This window comes from Soehngenia longivitae, assembly GCF_004684055.1.
Classification (GTDB): domain Bacteria; phylum Bacillota; class Clostridia; order Tissierellales; family Tissierellaceae; genus Soehngenia; species Soehngenia longivitae.
Genome location: NZ_SRIB01000001.1, coordinates 158,292 through 180,744, shown reverse-complemented (window position 1 = coordinate 180,744; position 22,453 = coordinate 158,292). Strand labels below are relative to the sequence as shown.

The following is a 22,453-nucleotide window of genomic DNA, read 5'->3' as shown; positions in this document are numbered from 1 at the left end:
CTATCCCTCCCTTTTTTTGTATAATACCCAAATTTTACAAAATAAACAATATGGATATCCATATTGTTTATTCGAAAGTTCCTTTAATTTTTATTTCTTTTTGCTTTATCATCACATTTCCATTGGCAATTACAGTATCTATACTTAAAGACTCATTGTTTAATATCAATACATCCGCATCAAAGCCTTTCTTAATTTGCCCTTTATTTTTTAATTTCAATATTTTTGCGGGATTTTCCGTAGCTACTTTTAAACAGTTTTCGAGATCTATCTGCTCATCAAAATACATATTTTTTATGCATTCTAATACAGAAGATGTTTTCCCTATCTTTAAACCTACTAAGTTACCTTCTTTATCAAATGAGGGCAGGCTCCCTTGGCCATCAGAAGAAATTGTTATCTGCGATATATCAATACCTTGATCAATCATTTTTCTTACTGCCTTACTCGCTGATAACTCCCCATCTTCTATGAACTTTTTAGTTGTACTCGTCGTAAAGTCTACATATCCACCGTGCCTTGCATACTCAACAGCATCTTCCATAATCCATTCATTTCTGCTCATATGTGTCGGTAAAAATTGAGTTATTGGAATGTCAGATCTCTCCAATAAATCATAAATAATCTTTAAAGGATTCTTGCTGTCACCTAAATGTAAATTTATCACTCCAGCTTTTCCAGAAAGCATTCCCCCAATCCTCGTGTCTGATGCTAATCTAATGAGTTCTTCAACACTTGGGCAAGAAGATCTGTGATCTGATATAGCTATTTCTCCTGTACCGACAATTCTTTCAATCAATATCAAATCATCAGTAATACTTCCTGTTACTGTTCTAACTGGGACTTGATAAGATCCAGTATATGCATATGCTGTTATTCCTTCTTCATTTAGTGCATACACTTTAGCTAATAAATTCGACATTGTTCGCGATGTGCCATCAGTTCCAAGAACTCCTACTACTGTAGTAACTCCTGCAGTAGTTATGTCAGTCAACATGATTTCTGGTGTTCTTGTCTTATATCCTCCTTCACCGCCACCACCACATACATGGACATGGCTATCAATAAGCCCTGGCACAACAAAATTTCCTTTTGCGTCAATTAGCTCGTATTCAAGCCCTTCTAATGATATATTGTCCCTTATATCTACTATTTTGTCATCAGCTATTAATATGTCTTTCTTACCTAGATATGAAGGGGAATAAACTATTCCATTTCTAATTAGTTTTATCATGATTTCCTCCCAAATTCAAAGCTTGAGTTTCTTTTCTAACAATATATGAATATATACTATCTCCTTTGTATACATAAGAATCTGGTATTATGAAGTGAATCTTTGAATCTATATTCGCTATAATTTCAGTATTACCAATTTTACCTATGAGCTCGCCTTTCTTCACTTCATCTCCTGATGATTTTATAGGTTTAAATAAGCCTGAATTACTAGTTTTTACATCAAATATTTCTCCATAATATATGGGAGGATTATATATAGCTTCTCCTTCTATAAAGCCCAGAGCAATAAAAAGACTTTTTAAGGCATCTATGCATTCAAATACATAAGTATTTTTAATTGCACCTTTTGATGATCCACTTGGGAGTTCTATTATAAATGATTTTTGCTTCCTCTGGTAAATGCTTTCTACAAAGAATTGACCTCTAAGTCCAGACGACTGCACTAAATTTTTTAATGGCAAGTGATTAATAACTGATAAAACTTCTGGAAATTCATCATATACAGATAAAATATATGGAATAGAGTATTGATTTGCACAATGCAAATCAATTATTATATCCATATCGCTGGCTTCATTCCAAACATTTTTTGCTGCTTTATAAGTTGGCCCTTCTATTTCATTCCCAGGAAATATCCTGTTCATATCCACATCATCATAAAAAGAAGTCCTATTAAACACTCTCGTTGCGACAGGATTACATTTAGGCATAATCTTAATACTGCCTTTTTTAAGTTCTGTATTATTTAATAATTCGATCATCTCATATGCTATAGCTATTCCTGCGACTTCATCACCATGTATACCTGCGGTGATCATGAGTTTCGGATGATTTTCCCCAAATTCATATACTTCTTGTTCAAATGAAGGGTTATCTTCTACAACAAGTTTTCTAATATTCATGTTACTCCCCCTCGAGAATCATACTGTTTAAATATCCCAATCCTTTTCTAGTTAATACAGTTCCTTTCTTCCCTCTATTTTTAGTGATATATCCGTATTCTTCTAGATAATTTAGTTTTGTGCGAATTTTATTTTCTGTGACATCAATTCCTATGTCATTTAAAGCTTTTGTTATTTTTTCTCTACTTGCATTTATATTGTTATCTTCTAACTTCTTAATCATATTTAATATACTCAGCAATTCTCCACTCAGTATCTTAAATTCATAATCCGAATCACAATTATCTTCTCCTACCTCTTCCTCGAAAAATTTCTTATCCGGTAAATCATCTAAAGTTAATGTATCAGTGGTTCTCACTGCTAACATATATTTAATCGTGGATTCTAATTCCCTAACATTCCCTAACCACTTGTAGCTTTCAAACTCATCTATAACTTCTTTCGATATTTTAACTTTCTTTGATGTCTCCTTTGATATAAAATACTCTACCAAATCTTTTATATCTGATATTCTTTCTCTTAAAGGTGGTAAATGTATATAGCCAATTTTTAGTCGATAATAAAGATCAGATCTAAATTGTTTTTCTTTTACCATTTTTCTTAAATCTTTATTCGTTGCTGCAATGACTCTAACATCAACCGACTTTATTTTTGTCCCTCCGACTGGCATTATCTCTTTCTCTTGCAATACCCTCAATAATTTCGTCTGTACTTTTAAAGAAATGTCGCCTATTTCATCTAAAAAAATGGTTCCCCCATCCGCTAGTTCAAATAATCCTATTTTCCCACCTTTTTTTGCCCCAGTAAAAGCACCTTCTTCATAGCCGAACAATTCAGACTCAATCAGTTCATCAGGAAGCGCACTGAAATTAACTGCCAAATACGGCCCATCTTTTCTATTAGAAGTGTTATGAATTGCTGATGCAAATAACTCTTTCCCTGTGCCACTTTCACCCTCAATTAAAACGGTAAGTTCAGATTTTGAAAGTTTAAATGCAGTCAATTTAACTTCATTTATTTGATAACTGTTTCCGATTATATCTTCAAAATCATATTTAGCAAAATGGCCTTTTAAAAGTAAATCTTGAGTAAATTTGCTCTTGCTATTTGCCTTTTTTTCTTTACTAGTTGTAATAACTACATTATCACTATTAGGTATCTTAAATTTTGATGTTTTAATTATTGAACCAGATATTTCTATATCTTTGTTTTCATAAAAATCAGCACTCATAAAGTACTTTAGAGCTTCTTTGTCTACTAAATTCTTGACATTTCTGTTTTCGATATTTCTCTTGTCAGGAGAAAGTAATTTTGTCATCTGTTCATTTGCATATTTTATATATCCGTTTTCATCAATAACTAAAATACCATTAACAAGGCTATCTACAATATTATTTAAATAAGTATTTAATGTATTTATGTTATTATTAACTAGAGAAATATTCTTTGATACATTAATAATCTTCTGCATATATCTCTTAGTGAAAAACCTAGTGTCTTTATTATCAAAATTTAATTTGTCCATGATATTGTAGAGAGTATTAATATCCATAATACGTGGCCCTAAATCTATTACCTTTTCTACACAATCAGGTACTTTATCTGATTCTCCAGGTGTAATCGCAATCTTTAATTTTTTGTAGCGTTCTATCCCAGGGTAATAAGGATAGTATTTTATGTGGTTTAATCCTAGTTCCATGAGATCTTCGATTGAACTATAAGTTGTTTCTTTTTCATCATTAACCAGTAAAACTTCAGTTTTTGGTGGAATATTTGCAACTAGTTCTATATAATCAAAATTTATACTTCTTTCACTGATTATATAATCTTTACAATTTAATTTTATTCCCCTCTCACTAATTTCATTTTTCAGGTTATCACTTGAATATATTATTAAATCAGCTGATATTTCATCCGGTATGTTTTCTTCACTTGCGTAGCAACAGATGCTTATATATTCAGGAATAAATTCTTTCAACTGGCTATAAAGATGATCCTTTGTATTTCTAGACCCTGAAATTAAAACTATACTCTTTTGCATAATATCACCTATCCATTCATAATTGTTTAATGCTTTAGCTTATGCTATAATTTATAATTATATCATTGGAGATGAAAATATGCGATTTAAGTTTCTACAACACTTAATACTTAAATTAGTTGTATCAATAGCCTTAATATATGTCTTAGATAATATATTGTTCTCTCAAATAAGCAGGTTAAATATTTTGATTGCTTTCTTAGGTAGCCTTTTTTTGCTCTTTGGATGGATTAATTATTTATCTAACGATGGTTTAAATATACCAAAGTTGTTCTCAAACTCAGTTTACATAAAATCAATTCTTAAAAAGCGCAGTAATAAAGGTGTTTTAAACATCTACGAAGACGATACAATAAATTCTGATTTAGAGAAAAATATTAGTGAATCAATATTTAGTAATATCAGCGTAGGTATTATTCTAATAGTTCTTTCTAATTTTATTCAATAATTAAAGCGGAAGTTTCTTATAATCCTTTTCCCTTAATATGCTTATGTTCATTTTTTCAAAAGAGAACACTTCATCTGTTTTAAAGTTGTTTGCTTGATTCATGTCAAGAATAAAAACTGCTCCAGAACCTAGTACCTCGAGAGTTTCGGCCTCTTTGTCATAAATTAAAGCTGTGTCTTCTGATACTCCAAATCCTAATAAAGTTTTATTAGATGGCTCTAAAACAGCCCTAGCAAGTCTTAAAATTCTCGCTCTTTTATCAAAATGCTGATCTACTACCCCCCATTCAAAAAATCCTAATCCTCTCACAATTCTCATATAATCATCATTTGTTTCATCGTAATCATCATAGCCATATTTTATCCTACCTTTTAATACATCAGAATTATCACCTGAACCAATCATTATTTTGCTCATGATTGCAGCTCCTGCACTAGTGCCGCCTATAATACCTCCCGCTTCATAATTTTCTTTTATCTTCAAAAGAGCTTTTGTATCATCGCCATTTTTCCTAATAAAAGCTTTATGAATATAGAATTGGTCTCCACCTGTAAACCAAAATCCATTAATATCTTTAATAATATCAACAATCTCATCACTATCCCCAAGAGGAGGGTCTCTCCACAAGCCCCCTTCATCACCGTAGATAGGTATTATTATGATATCCTCTTTTTCTACTCCTAAGTTTACCCAAATGGCTTTAACGTGTTCTATAGTTTCAATTGGTTCAATGCCAGATGCAGTTGGTATTATAGCAATTTTTTTACCTGGTTTATAAGAGCTTTTTATAAAATATTCATGAATTTTATATTCACTTTCTTCTAAATTCCCTCCTGCTATTATTAGTTTACCATTCATTAATCTATCTCCTTATCATAATGACTTCTCTCTAACTCACTTAGATACTCATCTATCTCTTTATCATTTGCCCATATGAAATGCTCTTTTTTTATCTCGACCCATTTAGGCTTATCAACTGAATAATCATGCACTTTAGGATCGTATATTAATATTTTTTTGTTTTTTTCTAAGTCTGGATCTGGTATAGGTATAGCTGACAAAAGTGATTTTGTGTATGGGTGAAGTGGATTTTCAAACAATTCATCGCTATTGGCTAATTCAACAATATGTCCTTTGTGAATAACTGCTATTCTATCAGATATAAATTTAACCACACTTAAATCATGAGCTATAAACAAATATGTCAAGTCTCGCTCTTCCTTTAATTTGTTGAGTAGATTTATTATCTGAGCTCTAATTGACACATCTAATGCTGAAATAGGCTCATCTGCTATTATAAACTCAGGTTCCATAACTAATGCTCTTGCTATGCCTATCCTCTGTCTTTGCCCGCCAGAGAATTCATGTGGAAATCTAGTTAAAAAATCTTTTAAGAGTCCTACCTCTTCCATAGCCTCTTCAACTTTTCTCTTCCTATCTAATTCATCTTCATATAATTTAAAGTTATACAGACCTTCTGAAACGATGTAATCAACTTTTGCCCTTTCATTAAGTGATGCCATAGGGTCTTGAAAGATCATTTGCACACTTTGCCTAAATCTCTTTATCTCATCTTTTTTCAATTTTTTGCTGATCATTTTATCTTTAAAATATATCTCACCACCAGATATGGGGTGAATTTTCATAATGGCTCTACCAATCGTAGTCTTACCAGAACCACTTTCGCCCACTAATGAAAAAGTTTCTCCCTTATATATATCAAAGCTAACATCTTCAACTGCTTTAAACTGTTTGCCATCAAGTTTAAATTTTACCGTAACATTCTTTAGTGAAACCAATACTTCTTTTTTCAGTTTATTTTTGTTGTCTTCTTTTTTTTGTTTCCCATCGTGTTCTAGTTTTTCGATAATTAAATTGTCATGAGCTTTTTCGTGCAACATCCATGTCTTTGCATAATGAGTCTCTGACACCTTAAAAAATGGCGGTTCATACATGGTATCAATCTTTAGAGCATGTGGATTCCTTAATGCAAATGCATCCCCTTTAATTTCTTTGTACAAATTTGGAGGAGTGCCTTTTATATAAAAAAGTTCTTCGCCTCTTAACCCTAGTTGTGGTAATGATAGCAAAAGTGCTTTTGTATATGGGTGTTTTGGATTTTTAAAAATTTCATTGCTAAGCCCATATTCAACTATTTGTCCTGCATACATAACAGCTACCCTGTCAGCCACATTTGCTACTACACCTAAATCATGGGTTATATAGATTACCGTCATGTTAAGTTCTTTTTGTAAATCTTTTATGAGGGTTAATATCTGTGCTTGTATTGTCACATCTAAAGCTGTAGTTGGTTCATCGCATATTAGTATCTCTGGTCTACAAGCAATTGCTGTGGCTATTACAACTCTTTGTCTCATACCCCCCGAAAATTCATGAGGATATTGTTTATATCTTTTTTCCGCATCATCTATTCCAACCAATTTTAAAATTTCAATGGCTTCTTTCTTAGCTTCATCTTTAGGCGTATTTCTATGCCATGTGATTACCTCTCTTATTTGTTCTCCTATAGTTTTCAGCGGATTTAAAGATGTCATTGGGTCCTGAAAAACCATCGCAATTTTTTTACCTCTTATGGTTAACCACTCTTTTTCCGTTTTGAACTTTGCTAAATCTTTCCCGTTGTAAATAATTTCTCCTTCGTCTATCCACCCATTTTTGTCTAACATTCCAACAAAAGATTTTGTAAATACACTTTTACCAGATCCACTTTCACCAACTATTGCTAAGGTTTCTCCCTTAAATAAATCAAGTGAGGAGTTTCTCACAGCAGTTAAAATTTTCCCTCGAAGATTAAATTTTATAACTATATTTTTGACTTCTAAAATTTTATTTTCCATATTTCCTCCTACACGTGATTCTTAGGATCAGATGCATCAGCAAATTTATTTCCAACGATATAAAATGAAATTGTTATGATACATAAAACTAATGTTGGATAGAGCATTTGATATGGGTAGAGCATAAAATTTGCTCTGCCCTGATTTACCATATTACCTAAAGTAACAGAATCTAGCGGTAATCCAAGTCCTACAAAGCCCAAAAAAACTTCTGAACCAATAGAGTAAGGTACAGTCAATGCTGCTTCCATTATTATTAAACTCACTAGATGTGGTATGATGTTTTTAGCTACTATCCTTTTTAATGGAGTTCCTAAGCATTGAGAAGCAATATTATATTCACTTTCTCTAAGTGAAAGTACTTTATTTCTCATAAATTTAGCCTCTACTATCCAACCACTCGATGCTAGTGCAATTACAATCGTAGTAAAGCTAGGTTCGAGTATATAAGACAGAAGTATTAAATAGACAGTAGAAGGGATATTTGTGATTATATTGTAAAGTTCAATCATTAATGGATCAATCCTCCTCACGTATCCCCATATTGCTCCGACAATACTGCCTACTCCTACCTCAATTAATGCTATTACCAGCGCTAATAGCAAAGAATTTCTTGTCCCATACCATGTTCTTGCCCATATATCCCTTCCGAGTCCATCTGTTCCAAACCAATTTTGGCTGTTTGCATTTACATTCCATTTATCCATATCTAAAGTAACTTGCTGAGGATCTACATTAGAAAAAACAGGATACAAAAAGCTAAATAGACTTAATACAACAATAATTATCACTAAAAATATACTGAGTTTACTTTTGAAAAAAGTTCTAAAAGTAGATCTCCAGTAAGAATAATTAGAATATCCACTTTCTTCTGATAACTGCTCGTCTAGTGGTATTTCATCAAATAGATCATCAGGTAATTCCGTTCCATTATAATACATCTTATCCATCTCTTAATCCTCGCTCTCTGTAAGCCTTATTCTAGGATCAATAAATACAATAAGTAAATCACCTAAAAATACCCCTAAAACTGAAAGAACTGAATAAATCAATACTAGTACTTGTACTAAGTTATTATCCATCTGTTTTATTGAATCTATTAAGAGTCCTCCCATGCCAGGTATTGAGTATAAGTTTTCAATAATTAGAGATCCCGAAATTATCAACAATAAATCAGATGGTATCCCAATAGCAATTGGTACAAATGCATTTCGAAGAACATGTTTTCTCATTACATAACTTTCTGAAAGGCCTTTAACTTGCGCAAACTTTATATAGTCTCTATTAGCTTCGTCAACCATAAACCTTCTTAACCAAATTGCATACCATGCTATACTTGATAATGACATAGAAATTGCTGGTAAAATCCAAGATTCTGGTCTGTCTTTATAAAACAACATAGGCAAATCAAAGATTTTAGATACCCAAACTTGAAACAAGAATAAATATATAAGGCTTGGCACAGCCCTTACAATTACTGAGTAAAATGTTCCAAGATTATCTACGATCTTCCCTTTGTAACGAGCCATTAGTATACCCATTGGTATACCAAGGCCCATGCTTATTACAATACTTGCAAATCCAAATACAGCAGAATATCCTATCTTTTCTTTTAGTATTGTAGTTATGCTTAGTCTAGGATAGACAGTTATACTCCTTCCTAAGTCTCCATTAAATATATTTACTATGAAGTTTTTGAATTGTGTAAGTGGTGGATCCAATACACCTATGCTTTTTAAATATGCTTGTCTCATTTCTTCAGTCATAGTCAAATAATCATCTCTTGTAAAGTAGCCAGAAGTGGGCATCAATCTAAGTAACATAAATACAACAAATATAACTATCCATATAGTTATAAGTGATTGAATTGATCTTTTGAAGATATATTTTTTCATACCTAATTCCCTTCTTGGAATAATTTCTCAATTTCTTCTTCGTGTTGAGCTTTCAATTTTTCATATTGTTCTACAGTAACTGGATCAGATTGGATTTTAGAGCCTTTCATTTTGTATTTGGTTAATCCAAATTGACCTTTTGGAGTTAGAAAAGGAACTTCCTTACTAATATAGTAAGATCCCCCACCAGTCATATATGGAATAATTATTACATTATCTAACATGTATTTTTCAGCTTCTGAGAATATAGTGTATCTCTCAACCAAATCACTCTTTGCTGTTGCTTCTTCAACTAATTTATCAAATTCTTCTACAGTATATCCACCTTCATTTAAGCTTCCATCGGTTGTTAACCTCTCTAGATTAGCAGAAGGGTCAGCAAACTTAAAGCTGTATGAATCATCTACTAAATCAAAATTCATAGGACTAAAAACTTCATCTTGAAAACTTGTTGCAGCATATCCAACAATTACGTTTACATTCTCCTCACCTAAATTTTGCTTTAACATTTCAGCTATAAGCAAGGCCTTTTTTGTCTCTACAGGATCTGTTGTAGTTGCTAAAACTATATCAACCGGTAGCTTCCCATCTACTTCAAATTTAGCTATCCTGTCCATATCAACTGATTCTCTTCCTACACCATTTATAGTCCCATCTTCACTACATAATTCTTCAATAGCCTTATTCATATATTCTTTAGCTAACTCTGGATCATATGGATTATTCTCTTTGTAAGGCTTTAAATTAGGATAATCTGTATAATCTACCCCATTAGGGTCAAATACAGTATCTTCAGGTGTTATTGTATTCCTTATAAAAAATTCAGGTTGATTTGGCTCATAAAGTGAAGATATTTTAACTCTATCTATGCCGTGTAACAATGCTTTTCTAAAGTTTAGATTGTTCACAAAAGTTTTATACTCTGGGTTTTTAGACTGGTAATTCATAGTAAACCAAAAAGTGACAGTATTTTTTTCTTTCAAGTTAACATACTTTTCCCATTCAGTTCCATCTAAAGCTTTTAATTGTTCTGCTGACACAGAGCAGCTTGTAAGCTCTCCTCTTTGAAACATTTCTAACCCTGTTATTTCATCTCCTACTTTTTGCAAATTTATTTCTCTTACAGTTATATTTTCTTTATCCCAATAATAGTCATTTTTAGTCAATACTATTAACTTATCCCTCTCCCAAGTAGATATGTAATAGCCACCATTATAAAGTAAGGTTTCTTTTGATGTAGCAAAATCTTCCCCTACTTCATTTAGAAATTCTTTCTCTACTGGATAAAATAGTTCCATAACTAAATACGAAAGAAAATATGGAGTAGATGTATCAAGGGTATATTCCAATGTATATTCATCTAGTGCTTTTACTCCAACTGTTTCTTCAAATGATTTTTCAACTTCCTCTCTTGTCATCCCAATATCTATGCCTTCATCAATATCTGCTAGATTGTAATAATAGTCAGAGATACCTTTAATTACACTTGATATCGTTCTAAAATTCTTTGCTGCATTTTTCGGATCAGAAATGTATCTAATACCTTCAACAAAATCATCTGCTGTAACTTTGTATTCTGTCTTTTGTCCATTGCTATCTACCCAATATACATCTGGTCTTAATTTGAATGTCCACACTGTATCATCTTCATTTTTTGTCCAGCTTTCTGCTAAAGATGGCACAACCATTCCATATTTATCATTTTCCACAAGCCCATCAATAGTATTGGAAATTATTGTATAACCAGTAACCGAGGATAAATCATATGGATTTATAGTTTTATATTCTCCTGAAAAAGTACCATAGAATACATCCTCATAACCTCCTGATTCATTGTTTGAGCATCCCGCTAAAGTAACTAAAATCATAGTGAATATAAGTAGCCATGAAACAGATTTTTTCATATATTCCCCTCCTAATTAATTTGATATATAATATTGCAAAAATTGTGCCAACGTAAAAAAAGTGATATTTACTATATTTATAAATATAAGAAAAGCTATTTGGTGAGTTATTGGTTAATCGCCAATGAAATTCTCACCAAATAGCTAAGTTTCTTAATCCTTATAGATGTTCTCCATTTTTTCAAAAGCTTGAATGGTTTTTTCTTTTTCTCCTAAATTGATAATTATATATTGACCGTCTACTTTCATGTAAATAAAAGGTGGTTTTTTAGAATCTAAGTATAGCTTTACTTTACCATATTCTTTTGTTTTAAAATATCCTTTATCTTTCCCTGCTATGCTTGATCCATTTGTTCTTAACTCTATCGTCGGCAATTTATCTCTTAACTCCAATTCTTCAATTTCTTCCCAGCGATACAAGTCGCCATACATGCCTTTAAATTCAACTCCTACATCGTTTATATTTATCTTAATGGGCTGAAGAGATCTAAAAATCATAATTCCAACAAATAATAATACAATTATTGTTATAATCAAAGTTATCAAAGTCCCTTTATCCCTAGATTTACTATCGTTTTCTTGTTTATTATGATCGTATTTTTGCGCTTTTATTATTACCAAAATTGTTGATATTATAAATATAACTATAAAAATAGCATTGAAAGTTGAAATAAGCTCAGGAAAAAAATAAGAAAAAATACCAATCAATATAAATAAGCCACCGATAAAATACATGTAACTTCCAATCAGTTTCCCTAATCCTTCAGTATCAACATTCTTTTTCATATCTTTTGGCGATGTATTGTATCCTGCAATTAGAAAATACCATTTGAGCTTGTGTATGGCAAAACCCAAAAATATAAATAGCAGCCCTATGATAGCTAATATTAGCATCAGTAATCCCCCTTTGATCCTTTGCTACCATTATATTCCATATGCACTTTAAAATCAATAAAGTACTATTATTCTTCAAACAACTCTTTTGCCTTCTTTTTCAGTTCTGCTTGCTTTTTAAATATCTGTCTAAAAATCACATCTCGTGTAGCTTCTGGTATTCCTATAAATTTAAAATCGACATAAATCCTGTTTTCAATCCTTACAGTTCTGATTACCTCTCCCTGAACCAATGTTTTTTCTTCATCAAATTTAATTATAATTGCATTAACATCATCTAAATCTAAGTTTTCCACATTCTCTTCATCTATGTAAAAGCTTAAGGAGTCACCACCAATTTTATTGATTGTAACTTCAGATCCTATACTCTTACCAACAATTAAATTACCTTCAATTTCCCACGACATGCTAAAAAAGTTCGCGGATGGTTTTGGAGTGATATCAGATATATATATATTGCTGTCTTCCCAATTTATGATTTTAGTATCATATTCATACACCAATCCCTTGCTTTGAGTATAAAAAACAGCTTCTGAAGATTTATCTATGTTATCTCCATTATTCTTTAAGTCGCTTATATTTACTTTAAATTCATATCCAATATTTTTCTTGATTAAAGTCCCTTGAAGGTTTTTAATCCCATTGAGTTGAGGCACTACCAATGTTCCTAAAAGTAAAGGTTCTTCTAATATCATATTCTCCATTCTCTTATTATTTACCAATATGGTTATCATAAGTCTCGATAATTTAGGATCAAACTGTTTTCCTGCGTTTAACCTCACTTGATTTATTACAGTATCAATAGAACTCTCATCTCTATAGGCCCTCTTAGAAAGCATGGCATCTACAGCATCAGCTAAAAATATTATCCTACTTTCAAGTAAAATACTATTGCCTTTAATTCTATTAGGATACCCCGTGCCATCAAATCTCTCGTGATGTTGCAATATTATATCTTCGATCCCTGATAACGAATTATTTTTCTTAATTATATCCTTAAGTATATTGTACCCATATGTTGAATGTTTCTCAATTTCACTTCTTTCTTCATCTGTTAGACTTCCTTTTTTATTTAAAATTCGGCTGTCAATAAATAATTTCCCTACATCGTGTAACAATGCTGCCATGTATAACTTTTCAAGCCTTTCTTGAGGAAATCCAAGCGTCTGCCCTAATAGATTTGATAAGTATGCAACATTATAAGGATGAGATTTCATTATAGGATCTTTTTCATTTAATATCTCAAAAATCAAGTGAATAAAGTTTTTAAAATATTGTTCGTCTAATGAGCTAGTATAATGAATTGAATATTTATCAGATATTTTTTCAACCAGTAAAGAGACCTTTGGTTCTTCTAACTTTTTAATAATCGAATCTACATCATTGTACCCACCACTTAAATGGAGAGTGCCTATAAGCATTTTTTCATTTTCTTTATTGATTATTAACGGAATGTAAAGCTCTGACTCGGATACATTTTCATCTTTTCCTATAAACAACACTCTTTTTTCTTTGACCAATTTCTTAATATGGTCATCATCAATGTCACTGTTAAAATAGTATATGTTATTTTTGTTTATATGAAATTTATCAGTTTTGTTGTCAATATTTTGAGTGATTCTAAACCCAAGTATGTTGTCATCATTAAATACTATTATCTCCCATTCTTTAAACTCCAATATGTCTCTTAATTCATTGCAAGATTGAATTAATTCTTTACGATTGTCTTTATTTAAAGCCTTTAAATCAATGCTTTTAAGCATACATTCACCTCCGCCGATTGATAATTATATTTAAGCTTATCTATTATATCGGTGGAAATTTTTAGGATTTAAGTATAATCAATCTTTTCTGTATTCTAAAATATCACCTGGTTGGCAGTCCAATGCTTCACAAATTGCATTCAATGTTTGAAATCTAATTGCTTTTGCTTTCCCATTTTTTAATATAGAAATATTTGCCATAGTGATTCCTACCTTTTCAGACAATTCTGTGACACTCATTTTCCTTTTTGCTAGCATTACATCTAAATTTACTATAATTGCCATAACCCCACCTCAAATAGTCAGATCGTTTTCATTTTTAAGCTTTATTACTTCGGCTAATAATTTCTCTAGTACTGCTGCAAATACCGATATAACGATGCTCGCAAATATAATGATTAATGGAAATGCTAAAAGTCCTGGTGCATCATCAACTTCAGCAATTGGATATAAAAAAGGTAAAGCAATTACATATAACATAGAAATCGCAATAGCACTATGTTTTATTTTCGTCAGCAAATTTAGTGAGATATTGCTAAAAACATCCTTTTTATCAATTCTAGTTAAGATATTAGAAGCATTAAAAAGTGCATAAAAATATATTAAAGCTGTCAAATATAAAATAACAACAACTATATTTGGTAAATATCCCATCATTGTTGGCACCCAAAATACACATAGTATTAAAACTGGCATGGCTATTAGTATTAATGTTATTCTTAAAAAAAGTATATACTTGTCTTTCATGGCACACCTCTTTTTTCAATCCTTTTATTTAATTTTACAGTTGTCAATATCGTTTTGCAATATAATTTTATTGTAAAACTAAAGGACTAGTTCCCTAGTCCTTTAGTTTTATCTCCATAATTATATCCTTGCCAGCTATTACATCATTACTATTTTTGATTCCTAACTCTTTTACTATATCCATATTAGTTATTAATACAGGAGTATCAATGCTTTTGCCTTTTTGCTTTATGAACTCTAAATTCATTTCAAGTAGTTTATCTCCAATGTTAACTTCATCCCCAGCTTTAACAAAAGCTTTAAATCCTTCTCCTTTAAGTTCTACTGTATCAATTCCTAAATGAATTAAAATTTCCAATCCTTCGTTAGTTTTAATCCCCACTGCATGTTTTGTTGGAAATACTTGAATTATTGTACCTTTCACTGGAGATAAAACTGTATTTTCATTAGGTTTTATAGCAATACCATCTCCTACCATTTTCTCTGAAAATACGGGATCGTCTAATTCAGTTAAGTCAATTAGCTCACCACTCATTGGAGCATATATAACTATAGAGTTTTTCTTGTTAAAAATATTAAACATCTTCTGACCTTCCTTTTGTTCGAAAATTATTTGCTAATTAATTTATCTAATTCCTCCCACACAAATTGAACTTGAAGTCCTATAACTATCTGTAAGGTATAAGGACCAGTCACTTTAACTCCAGCGATATCAGCTTTCTTTATTTTCCCAATATCTACTTTATCCATATCCTTTACTTCTATTCTCAATCGTGTAGTACAGTTTTCAATATTTACTATATTTTCGTCTTCACCTAAACCAGTATAAATAATTTTAGCTATATTTGCAAATTTTTCATTTGTGGTAGATATTTTCTCTTTTGAATCAATTTCATTGTAATTATCACTATAATTATCTGTAAATCTTTCTGCCATTTCATCGCTATTTTTTAAATCTATATCTTCAGCTTCTCTACCTGGTGTTTGAATATTAAATTTAACTATTAAAAATCTGAAAATAATATAGTATAGAAAACCGAAGAAAACACCTTGCAAAATAAGCATATATGGATTATTTGCTAAAGGAAGCCTTGAACTTAATACAAAGTCAATAAGTCCCGCACTGAATCCAAATCCTGCCGTCCAATTAAAGAATGCACTAACAGCTAATGAAATACCTGTCAAAATAGCATGAACTACATAAAGTACTGGCGCAACAAACATAAATGAAAATTCAAGAGGTTCTGTTACTCCTGTTAAAAATGATGCAAACCCAGCTGCCATCATCAGTGATTTTATTTCTTTTTTTCTTTTTGGTTTAGCTGTTTGATACATAGCGATAGCTGCTCCAATTAGTCCAAACATCATTATTGGGAAAAATCCAGCCTGATACATTCCTGTTATACCTTTTGTCCCAGTACCAGCCCAAAAGTTTCCTATATCGTTTATTCCAGCTACATCAAACCAGAATACAGAGTTTAATGCGTGATGCAGCCCTGTAGGAATTAACAATCTGTTAAAGAATCCATAAAGCCCTGCCCCTATATAGCCTAATCCACTAATCGTTGTCCCAAAATTAACTAATGCAGTATAGACTACGGGCCATACGAACAATAAAGCCATCGATTCCAATAGCATAACAGCAGATGTTACAATCGGTACTAGCCTTTTACCACTGAAAAAAGCCAGTGCATCTGGCAGCTTGACTTTACTAAATCTGTTGTACATTGCCGCAGCAGTTAATCCTGAAATTATTCCAACAAATTGGTTTTCAATCTTTGAAAATGCTGCATTTACTTCTGAAACCTCAATTCCCTTAAGCATAGCTACTGATTCAGTAGATAAAAGGGTTGTAACGACTAAATATCCAACCAAGCCACTAAGTGCAGCTGCCCCATCACGTTCTTTTGACATTCCAATAGATACACCGATCGCAAACAATATACTCATATTACCTATTATAGAGTCCCCTGCTTTAATTAAGAAGGCTGCTACTGGGCTTCCTCCACCCCATCCGGTTGGATCAATAGCATATCCTATACCTAGAAGTATTGCTGCTGCAGGAAGTACAGCTACTGGAAGCATTAGTGAACTACCTAACCTTTGAAAATACTTTTTCATTTCAACTCCTCCTAATTAAAATTTTTCACTTCTTTAATCCTTTCAATATGAAGTGCTAGATATCCTAACTCATCTTCCGATACCTCAACACTTTTTACCTTTGCTATGTGTTCCCCGATTTTATTAGCTATTTGATAAGACTTAGCAAATTGTTCTTTTATTATATTTAGTAAAGGATTCTTAATATTTTTATTTTCTTCCATTCTATTTAAACTAGTTCTAAGATGATTTATCAGCCTAGTATAAGTTAATTCATTGGTTCCTATTTCAATATTCAACTCTGTTTCAATTATTTTAATTAAATCCAATAATAATTTTGTATTTTTTATCGTATCACCAACATTTTTATTCTGCCTAGCAGAGTGAATATGCAAAGCTATAAACCCCGCTTCTACTTCTTTTAAATCCACTCCTAATTCTGATTTAATTAAATCTATGGCTATTAATCCAATTTCAAATTCTTTAGGGTAAAGTGCTTGAATTTCATAAAGAAATGGATTGTTTAACCCCATCCCAGATTTTGCCCTTTCAATAGCAAAACTTATGTGATCTGTAAGAGCTATATGAATATGATTATTTAATTTCCCAAGTTTCTCCTCTGCTTTTTTTATTATTTTTTCACAGATTATAATGATTCTATCATCGATTTCATTAATTAAATTTATGTATTCTTTCTTAGTGCTTTCATCAAAATTAAGAAATGACTTTTCTATCTCTTTATCACTCAATGTTATAAATTCATTAATTTTTTTTGAGAAACCTATGCCTTTGCCAACTAAAACTATTTCTTGTTTTTTCTCTATGTCGATTGCAAGGATGACATTATTATTTAATATTTTATTAATTTTATACTTCCTTTCCCCCACAATCCATCTCCCCTTTAAAAATAAAAAGGCACAAACCATATGTATAAACATAGGTTCATGCCTGATAAATCAGTGACACACCTTATAAATATAATATATTATATAATACTATAAAAATCAACCCATAAATTATTTTTTATGTCTTTCGGACAATAGCTGCCCGCCTGATGCTATGTTGTCCATACTGTTCTCTCTTATCAAAACTGAAAAAGCTTCTTTTGGAATGCCTAATACTTCGTGCGATACATCAGTTAATCTCTTTGCCAGTTCCATCTTTTGTTCCCTTGTCATTTGACCTCCATCAAACTGAATAAATGGCATAAACTCACCTTCTTTCAAAAAATTTTTAATTATGAAAAGGCCTTTAGTAAAAGTTTAATCATCAAAAAAAATATAGTAATTGTAACAAATATACCTAACAATCCATACATTGAAACTTTGACCGCTTCTATAAATAATTCGTTCATATCATCAGCTCCTAACTCAATAATGCTAAAATAAGCCCGCCAGCTATAACTGAGCCTATTTGACCAGCTACATTAGCTCCTACTGCGTGCATTAATAAAAAGTTTGATGGATCTTCTTTTTGTCCCATCTTATGAATTACTCTAGCAGACATTGGAAAAGCTGATATCCCTGCTGCACCAATCATAGGGTTGATCTTTTTGTTTAAAAATATATTCATTATTTTTGCAAATATTACTCCCCCTGCAGTGTCAAATACAAATGCAATTAGTCCCATAGCAATAATCATGAGAGTCTGTGGTTTTAAAAATTGCTCAGCTACCATTGTGGAGCCAATAGTTATCCCTAAAAATATAGTCACTAAATTAGCTAATTCGTTCTGAGCGGATTTCGAAAGACTATCCATTACCCCACATTCCCTAATTAGATTTCCAAACATTAAAAAGCCTATTAGCGAAACACTTGAAGGAGCAATTATTCCAGAAATAAAAGTTACAATAATCGGAAACAATATCTTTACTGTTTTTGATACTCCCTGAGGTTTATACTCCATTTTTATTCTTCGCTCTTCTTTAGTCGTAAGTGCCTTTATGACTGGCGGTTGGATGATTGGCACTAAAGCCATATAAGAATAAGCCGCCACTGAAATTGGTCCTAATAGATTTTTAGCAAATCGCGTTGCTACAAATATAGATGTTGGACCATCTGCTGCTCCAATTATTCCAATTGAAGCCGCTTCTTTTAAATCAAAGCCAAAGAATGTCGCTAAACACATAGTAAAAAATATGCCAAATTGAGCTGCTCCCCCAAAAAATAACATAATTGGGTTTTGAAGTAAAGGCGTGAAGTCGATCATAGCTCCTACTGCAATAAAAATGAATAGGGGAAATAATTCAGTTGCTATTCCTGCATCAAACAAAATGCTCAAAGCTCCTCTTTGCAATATTCCACCGCTAATCTGATCAATCGCAGAAGAAAACGGAATATTCACAAGCAATGCTCCAAACCCTAGTGGCAATAGCAATGTAGGTTCATATTTTTTGTGGATTGCTAAAAAAATAAGAGTTCCTGATATTATGTACATGATTACGTGTTTTGGTGTTATTGATGTCAAACCCAGAAGTAATTGTTCCATTTACTGTCCCCCTTGTTAAATATATTTACCTATTACAATTTAACATAAAGTAATCAACATATAAAGTAAATTTAAGCAAACATTTGCAAAAATTTTTTTCTTTCACTTTCGGGTACAAGGCTACCCCCAGTAGCCCACATCATATAATAGGGAAATACTTCGGTATAAAGATTTTTAGTGAGTGAAATACCATTAAACCCTGCTAATGATGAAGGTTCAATAAATATGTTTTCCGAATTATATAGCCCTTTTAAGTAATAGAATAATTTTTCATCGTTTATAGTGAAACAACCATGTATCATATTTTCAATGAACTTTCCAACAAAACCTGATGCTCTACCTACTGCAAGCCCATCTGCTTGAGTCTTATTGTCAAGTCCTATGTCAAATACCGATATTTCATTGTGTTTTTTTGTAGCTAAGCCTAATAGCATACTTGGGGAATGAGTTGGCTCTGCAAAATAACAATGAACTAAATCTTTATACGCTAATTTCAAGCCGTATAAAACCCCTCCTGGGCCACCGCCAACACCACAAGGTAAAAAGACAACGAGTGGATGTGTTCTATCGGGAATGATTCCCATACCGTCTAATTGTTCTTTGACATTTAATCCGCCAACTGCATAACCTAAGAACAGATCCTTTGAATTTTCATCATCTATGAAGAAGCTATTGATGTTTTTCTCTGATTCTTTCCTTCCCATTTCTACAGCTTTTGAATAATCTTCTTTATATTCAATTACATTCACTCCATTAGCTCTTAGCATGTCTTTCTTCCATTGTTTAGCATCTATTGACATATGCACTACGACATTAAATCCCAATCTAGAACTTATCATTCCTATGCTTAATCCGAGGTTTCCTGTACTTCCTACTTGAATTGTGAATTTTTTATAAAAATCTTTAAACCTTTGTTCTAAAAGGATAGAATAATCATCTTCAATATTTAACATTCCATGTTGTATTCCTAAATTCTCTGCTATTTTTAGAACTTCATATACTCCGCCCCGCCCCTTTATCGAACCAGCAATAGGTAGCAAATCATCTCTTTTTAGTAGAATTTTCCCATCTATTTTTTGCCCTATTTCATTTTCATACCAACTTTTATAATTGTGAATCTCTTCTATCCTAGATTCAACAATCCCACTATCAAGGTTAAATGCTTTCTTTATAAAAGGCTCAAATCTCTTAAATCTTTCTTTTGCTTCTATCACATCTTCTTTTTTTATCTCTAGATGAGGATATACTTTCTCAAAAGGTTCGTAGTTAGGATTAACCCACAGTACCTCTTTCATTTCCCTAAGGTTTTCTATTAAATCCATATTATACCTCCGTTTATCCTCTAAAATTTTCTAAATACTTCTTAACTGATCTATTCATCTCTTTAGCAAAATCAGAATCATACTTTCTTTTATGTAATTCTTTAATGGATTCTATTTCATCTTTTGATAAATTTTCTTTTTCATTTCTTATTTGTATCATTTTCATCAGTTTATCTTTATCTAATCTATAGTATCTATTCTCAAAAACCATAAACTCTTTCTCAAATCTCTGAGGCTTTTTTCTGTCAATTTGTTTTTTTGTTGGATATCCATAAATTAACATGCTAATTGGCAAAGTATAAGGCGGTAAATTCAATAGTTTAGTTACCTCTTCGTAATTTTCTAATATATCCCCTATATAACAAGAACCAATCCCAAAAGATTGTGCTGCTAAAACGGTATTTTGTGCAGCTATTACTGAATCTTGAATAGCTAACAATAAATCTCCTTCTTGAGGATTCCTTGCATCAATTCCGTTATACTTGTATATATCGTACCATTTTTGATAATCTGCAATAAATACTAATACTAAGGGTGCTTTTGCAATGAACTTCTGATTGTCGCATAATATTGAAAGTTTCTCTTTAATTTCAAAATCTGTCACATCTACAATAGAATAAAACATCATATTGCCAGCAGTTGGTGCTTCAAAAGCTGCATTTATAATCTCAGATTTTATATCTTCTGAAATTAATTTATCCTCAAATAACCTTACAGATTTTCTTTCCTGAATTAATTTTATTACTTCGTTCAAAAATATCACCCCTAGCAAATATATTTCAATTGTTTATTTTGATTCTCTATTTTAAATAAACCAATGCTTTCTTTTCAATATGTAAGAAAATATTTTCTTTGAAATCTAATTTTTTAAAATTATTTTTGTCAACTTTTAAAGATATAGCTTCTCCTTGACTATAAGACACATTTTTTACTAATAAATCAAAATGATTTATTGTTTCTATGATATCTACTACTGTTACTTGAACCACTATCTCTCCGCTTGAATACGGACTATTGTTTATCAATATGTCATTGTCTTTAAGAGCAATAAATGAAATATCATTTTCTAAATACGTGTCTGTTTTATATGATATACCCCATTTAGTAGCAATTAAAGTGTCGTGTGTTAAATATTGAAGTTTTGAAATATTATTATAACCCAATAATTTTGATACATTAAAATATTTTGGATTAGCAAATACATCTTTAGTACTTCCCGCCAATATTACTTTCCCTTCATCTATAACAGTCATGTAATCACAGAATTTATATACTTCTTCTCTATTATGTGTTACCATTACCATTTGTTTATTGTAGGTCTTCAATAATTCAAATAATTCTACTTCCAGTCTTTCCTTTAAGTAAGAATCTAGTGCTGAAAATGGCTCATCTAAGATTAGAATATCTGGATTTTTAATTATTGCTCTAGCCAAAGCTACTCTCTGTTGTTGTCCTCCTGAAAGTTGTCTAGGATATTTTTTTTCTAAACTTTCTAGTTTGAAAAGCTCGATAATCTCTTTTAATTTTGTTTTTGTATCTTCATTTTTTTTATTAAGTGATATTTTTATATTTTCTTCTACATTCAGATGAGGAAATAAAGCATAATTTTGAAATAGATATCCAACGTTTCTCTCTTGAGGTTTAACGTTTATTTTCATTTCTGAATCAAATAAAATTCTATCGTTTAGTAAAATCCTACCTTCATCAGGTTCTGTTATCCCAGCAATACATTTTAATGTCATACTTTTCCCACTACCAGATGCTCCAAAAATCCCTAAGTGCGATCCTTCATTTTTAAAATTGATGTCTAGTTTAAAACCATTTACTTTTTTCCTTATATCGACTTCTAATCCCAT

Annotated in this window: 21 protein-coding genes; 1 reads left to right on the top strand and 20 read right to left on the bottom strand. The window is 31.4% G+C overall.

The genetic code is table 11. The features are described from left to right. Positions 1–67: 67 nt before the first annotated feature. Genes iadA through E4100_RS00895 form a run of 3 tightly spaced genes read right to left on the bottom strand, consistent with a single transcriptional unit; the run spans position 68 to position 4,179 of the window. Complete coding sequence (gene iadA, locus E4100_RS00905) at positions 68–1,234, bottom strand: beta-aspartyl-peptidase (RefSeq protein WP_135269928.1); 1,167 nt, start codon at positions 1,232–1,234, stop codon at positions 68–70. Next, positions 1,218–2,138 (bottom strand): succinylglutamate desuccinylase/aspartoacylase family protein, encoded by a 921-nt coding sequence (locus tag E4100_RS00900; RefSeq protein WP_135269926.1) that lies wholly within the window; start codon positions 2,136–2,138, stop codon positions 1,218–1,220. Before E4100_RS00900 ends, iadA begins: the two co-directional genes overlap by 17 nt. 1 nt (position 2,139) lies before the next feature. Then, positions 2,140–4,179, bottom strand: coding sequence for a sigma-54 interaction domain-containing protein (locus E4100_RS00895; RefSeq protein WP_209315197.1), 2,040 nt, complete (start codon positions 4,177–4,179; stop codon positions 2,140–2,142). Positions 4,180–4,258: 79 nt separating this feature from the next. Here E4100_RS00895 and E4100_RS00890 point away from each other — a divergent pair, with 79 nt between their 5' ends. After that, complete coding sequence (locus E4100_RS00890; RefSeq protein ID WP_135269922.1) at positions 4,259–4,627, top strand: hypothetical protein; 369 nt, start codon at positions 4,259–4,261, stop codon at positions 4,625–4,627. On the opposite strand, the gene E4100_RS00885 is transcribed toward E4100_RS00890, so the two are convergent. The 17 genes from E4100_RS00885 to E4100_RS00805 all read right to left on the bottom strand — a co-directional run bounded on the left by E4100_RS00885 (position 4,628) and on the right by E4100_RS00805 (position 22,453). Further along, complete coding sequence (locus E4100_RS00885) at positions 4,628–5,485, bottom strand: cyanophycinase (RefSeq protein ID WP_135269920.1); 858 nt, start codon at positions 5,483–5,485, stop codon at positions 4,628–4,630. Further along, positions 5,485–7,485 (bottom strand): dipeptide ABC transporter ATP-binding protein, encoded by a 2,001-nt coding sequence (locus tag E4100_RS09495; protein ID WP_135269918.1) that lies wholly within the window; start codon positions 7,483–7,485, stop codon positions 5,485–5,487. Before E4100_RS09495 ends, E4100_RS00885 begins: the two co-directional genes overlap by 1 nt. Positions 7,486–7,493: 8 nt before the next feature. Then, positions 7,494–8,435, bottom strand: coding sequence for an ABC transporter permease (locus tag E4100_RS00875; RefSeq protein WP_135269917.1), 942 nt, complete (start codon positions 8,433–8,435; stop codon positions 7,494–7,496). Positions 8,436–8,438: 3 nt separating this feature from the next. After that, entirely contained in the window at positions 8,439–9,380 is a 942-nt protein-coding gene (locus tag E4100_RS00870) for an ABC transporter permease (RefSeq protein ID WP_135269915.1), read from the bottom strand. A 2-nt stretch (positions 9,381–9,382) separates the two neighbouring features. Continuing rightward, on the bottom strand, positions 9,383–11,284 hold the full coding sequence (locus E4100_RS00865) for a peptide ABC transporter substrate-binding protein (RefSeq protein WP_135269913.1): 1,902 nt from the start codon (positions 11,282–11,284) through the stop codon (positions 9,383–9,385). 153 nt (positions 11,285–11,437) lie between these two features. Further along, positions 11,438–12,178: a DUF3784 domain-containing protein gene (locus E4100_RS00860; protein WP_135269911.1), complete on the bottom strand. Its 741-nt coding sequence runs from the start codon at positions 12,176–12,178 to the stop codon at positions 11,438–11,440. Positions 12,179–12,246: 68 nt separating this feature from the next. Then, positions 12,247–13,941 (bottom strand): HD domain-containing phosphohydrolase, encoded by a 1,695-nt coding sequence (locus E4100_RS00855; RefSeq protein WP_135269909.1) that lies wholly within the window; start codon positions 13,939–13,941, stop codon positions 12,247–12,249. A 78-nt stretch (positions 13,942–14,019) separates the two neighbouring features. Next, positions 14,020–14,226 carry a helix-turn-helix domain-containing protein gene (locus E4100_RS00850; protein ID WP_135269908.1) on the bottom strand — a complete coding sequence of 69 codons (207 nt, stop codon included), beginning with the start codon at positions 14,224–14,226 and terminating at the stop codon, positions 14,020–14,022. 9 nt (positions 14,227–14,235) lie between these two features. Beyond that, complete coding sequence (locus tag E4100_RS00845) at positions 14,236–14,688, bottom strand: DUF2975 domain-containing protein (protein WP_135269906.1); 453 nt, start codon at positions 14,686–14,688, stop codon at positions 14,236–14,238. A 94-nt stretch (positions 14,689–14,782) separates the two neighbouring features. Then, on the bottom strand, positions 14,783–15,271 hold the full coding sequence (locus E4100_RS09435) for a PTS sugar transporter subunit IIA (RefSeq protein ID WP_135269904.1): 489 nt from the start codon (positions 15,269–15,271) through the stop codon (positions 14,783–14,785). Between the two features lie 26 nt (positions 15,272–15,297). Continuing rightward, complete coding sequence (gene nagE, locus E4100_RS00835) at positions 15,298–16,809, bottom strand: N-acetylglucosamine-specific PTS transporter subunit IIBC (protein ID WP_135269902.1); 1,512 nt, start codon at positions 16,807–16,809, stop codon at positions 15,298–15,300. Positions 16,810–16,820: 11 nt separating this feature from the next. Continuing rightward, complete coding sequence (locus tag E4100_RS00830; protein WP_167792039.1) at positions 16,821–17,675, bottom strand: PRD domain-containing protein; 855 nt, start codon at positions 17,673–17,675, stop codon at positions 16,821–16,823. 129 nt (positions 17,676–17,804) lie between these two features. Further along, positions 17,805–17,996: a 4-oxalocrotonate tautomerase DmpI gene (gene dmpI, locus E4100_RS00825; protein ID WP_135269899.1), complete on the bottom strand. Its 192-nt coding sequence runs from the start codon at positions 17,994–17,996 to the stop codon at positions 17,805–17,807. A 157-nt stretch (positions 17,997–18,153) separates the two neighbouring features. Further along, on the bottom strand, positions 18,154–19,275 hold the full coding sequence (locus E4100_RS00820) for a sodium ion-translocating decarboxylase subunit beta (RefSeq protein WP_135269897.1): 1,122 nt from the start codon (positions 19,273–19,275) through the stop codon (positions 18,154–18,156). 71 nt (positions 19,276–19,346) lie between these two features. Next, on the bottom strand, positions 19,347–20,597 hold the full coding sequence (dsdA, locus tag E4100_RS00815; RefSeq protein ID WP_135269895.1) for a D-serine ammonia-lyase: 1,251 nt from the start codon (positions 20,595–20,597) through the stop codon (positions 19,347–19,349). Between the two features lie 13 nt (positions 20,598–20,610). Next, a complete protein-coding gene (locus tag E4100_RS00810; RefSeq protein ID WP_135269893.1) occupies positions 20,611–21,351 on the bottom strand; it encodes a nitroreductase family protein in 741 nt (246 codons plus the stop codon). 46 nt (positions 21,352–21,397) lie between these two features. After that, the gene (locus E4100_RS00805) at positions 21,398–22,453 is read right to left on the bottom strand and encodes a sulfate/molybdate ABC transporter ATP-binding protein (protein WP_135269891.1); all 1,056 of its coding nucleotides are present in this window, start codon (positions 22,451–22,453) and stop codon (positions 21,398–21,400) included.

Excerpts from the sequence above, each read along its gene's own strand:
- iadA (WP_135269928.1), bottom strand. The coding sequence starts at position 1,234 with ATGATAAAACTAATTAGAAATGGAATAGTTTATTCCCCTTCATATCTA.
- E4100_RS00900 (WP_135269926.1), bottom strand. The coding sequence starts at position 2,138 with ATGAATATTAGAAAACTTGTTGTAGAAGATAACCCTTCATTTGAACAA.
- E4100_RS00895 (WP_209315197.1), bottom strand. The coding sequence starts at position 4,179 with ATGCAAAAGAGTATAGTTTTAATTTCAGGGTCTAGAAATACAAAGGAT.
- E4100_RS00890 (WP_135269922.1), top strand. The coding sequence starts at position 4,259 with ATGCGATTTAAGTTTCTACAACACTTAATACTTAAATTAGTTGTATCA.
- E4100_RS00885 (WP_135269920.1), bottom strand. The coding sequence starts at position 5,485 with ATGAATGGTAAACTAATAATAGCAGGAGGGAATTTAGAAGAAAGTGAA.
- E4100_RS09495 (WP_135269918.1), bottom strand. The coding sequence starts at position 7,485 with ATGGAAAATAAAATTTTAGAAGTCAAAAATATAGTTATAAAATTTAAT.
- E4100_RS00875 (WP_135269917.1), bottom strand. The coding sequence starts at position 8,435 with ATGGATAAGATGTATTATAATGGAACGGAATTACCTGATGATCTATTT.
- E4100_RS00870 (WP_135269915.1), bottom strand. The coding sequence starts at position 9,380 with ATGAAAAAATATATCTTCAAAAGATCAATTCAATCACTTATAACTATA.
- E4100_RS00865 (WP_135269913.1), bottom strand. The coding sequence starts at position 11,284 with ATGAAAAAATCTGTTTCATGGCTACTTATATTCACTATGATTTTAGTT.
- E4100_RS00860 (WP_135269911.1), bottom strand. The coding sequence starts at position 12,178 with ATGCTAATATTAGCTATCATAGGGCTGCTATTTATATTTTTGGGTTTT.
- E4100_RS00855 (WP_135269909.1), bottom strand. The coding sequence starts at position 13,941 with ATGCTTAAAAGCATTGATTTAAAGGCTTTAAATAAAGACAATCGTAAA.
- E4100_RS00850 (WP_135269908.1), bottom strand. The coding sequence starts at position 14,226 with ATGGCAATTATAGTAAATTTAGATGTAATGCTAGCAAAAAGGAAAATG.
- E4100_RS00845 (WP_135269906.1), bottom strand. The coding sequence starts at position 14,688 with ATGAAAGACAAGTATATACTTTTTTTAAGAATAACATTAATACTAATA.
- E4100_RS09435 (WP_135269904.1), bottom strand. The coding sequence starts at position 15,271 with ATGTTTAATATTTTTAACAAGAAAAACTCTATAGTTATATATGCTCCA.
- nagE (WP_135269902.1), bottom strand. The coding sequence starts at position 16,809 with ATGAAAAAGTATTTTCAAAGGTTAGGTAGTTCACTAATGCTTCCAGTA.
- dmpI (WP_135269899.1), bottom strand. The coding sequence starts at position 17,996 with ATGCCATTTATTCAGTTTGATGGAGGTCAAATGACAAGGGAACAAAAG.
- E4100_RS00820 (WP_135269897.1), bottom strand. The coding sequence starts at position 19,275 with ATGGAACAATTACTTCTGGGTTTGACATCAATAACACCAAAACACGTA.
- dsdA (WP_135269895.1), bottom strand. The coding sequence starts at position 20,597 with ATGGATTTAATAGAAAACCTTAGGGAAATGAAAGAGGTACTGTGGGTT.
- E4100_RS00805 (WP_135269891.1), bottom strand. The coding sequence starts at position 22,453 with ATGGGATTAGAAGTCGATATAAGGAAAAAAGTAAATGGTTTTAAACTA.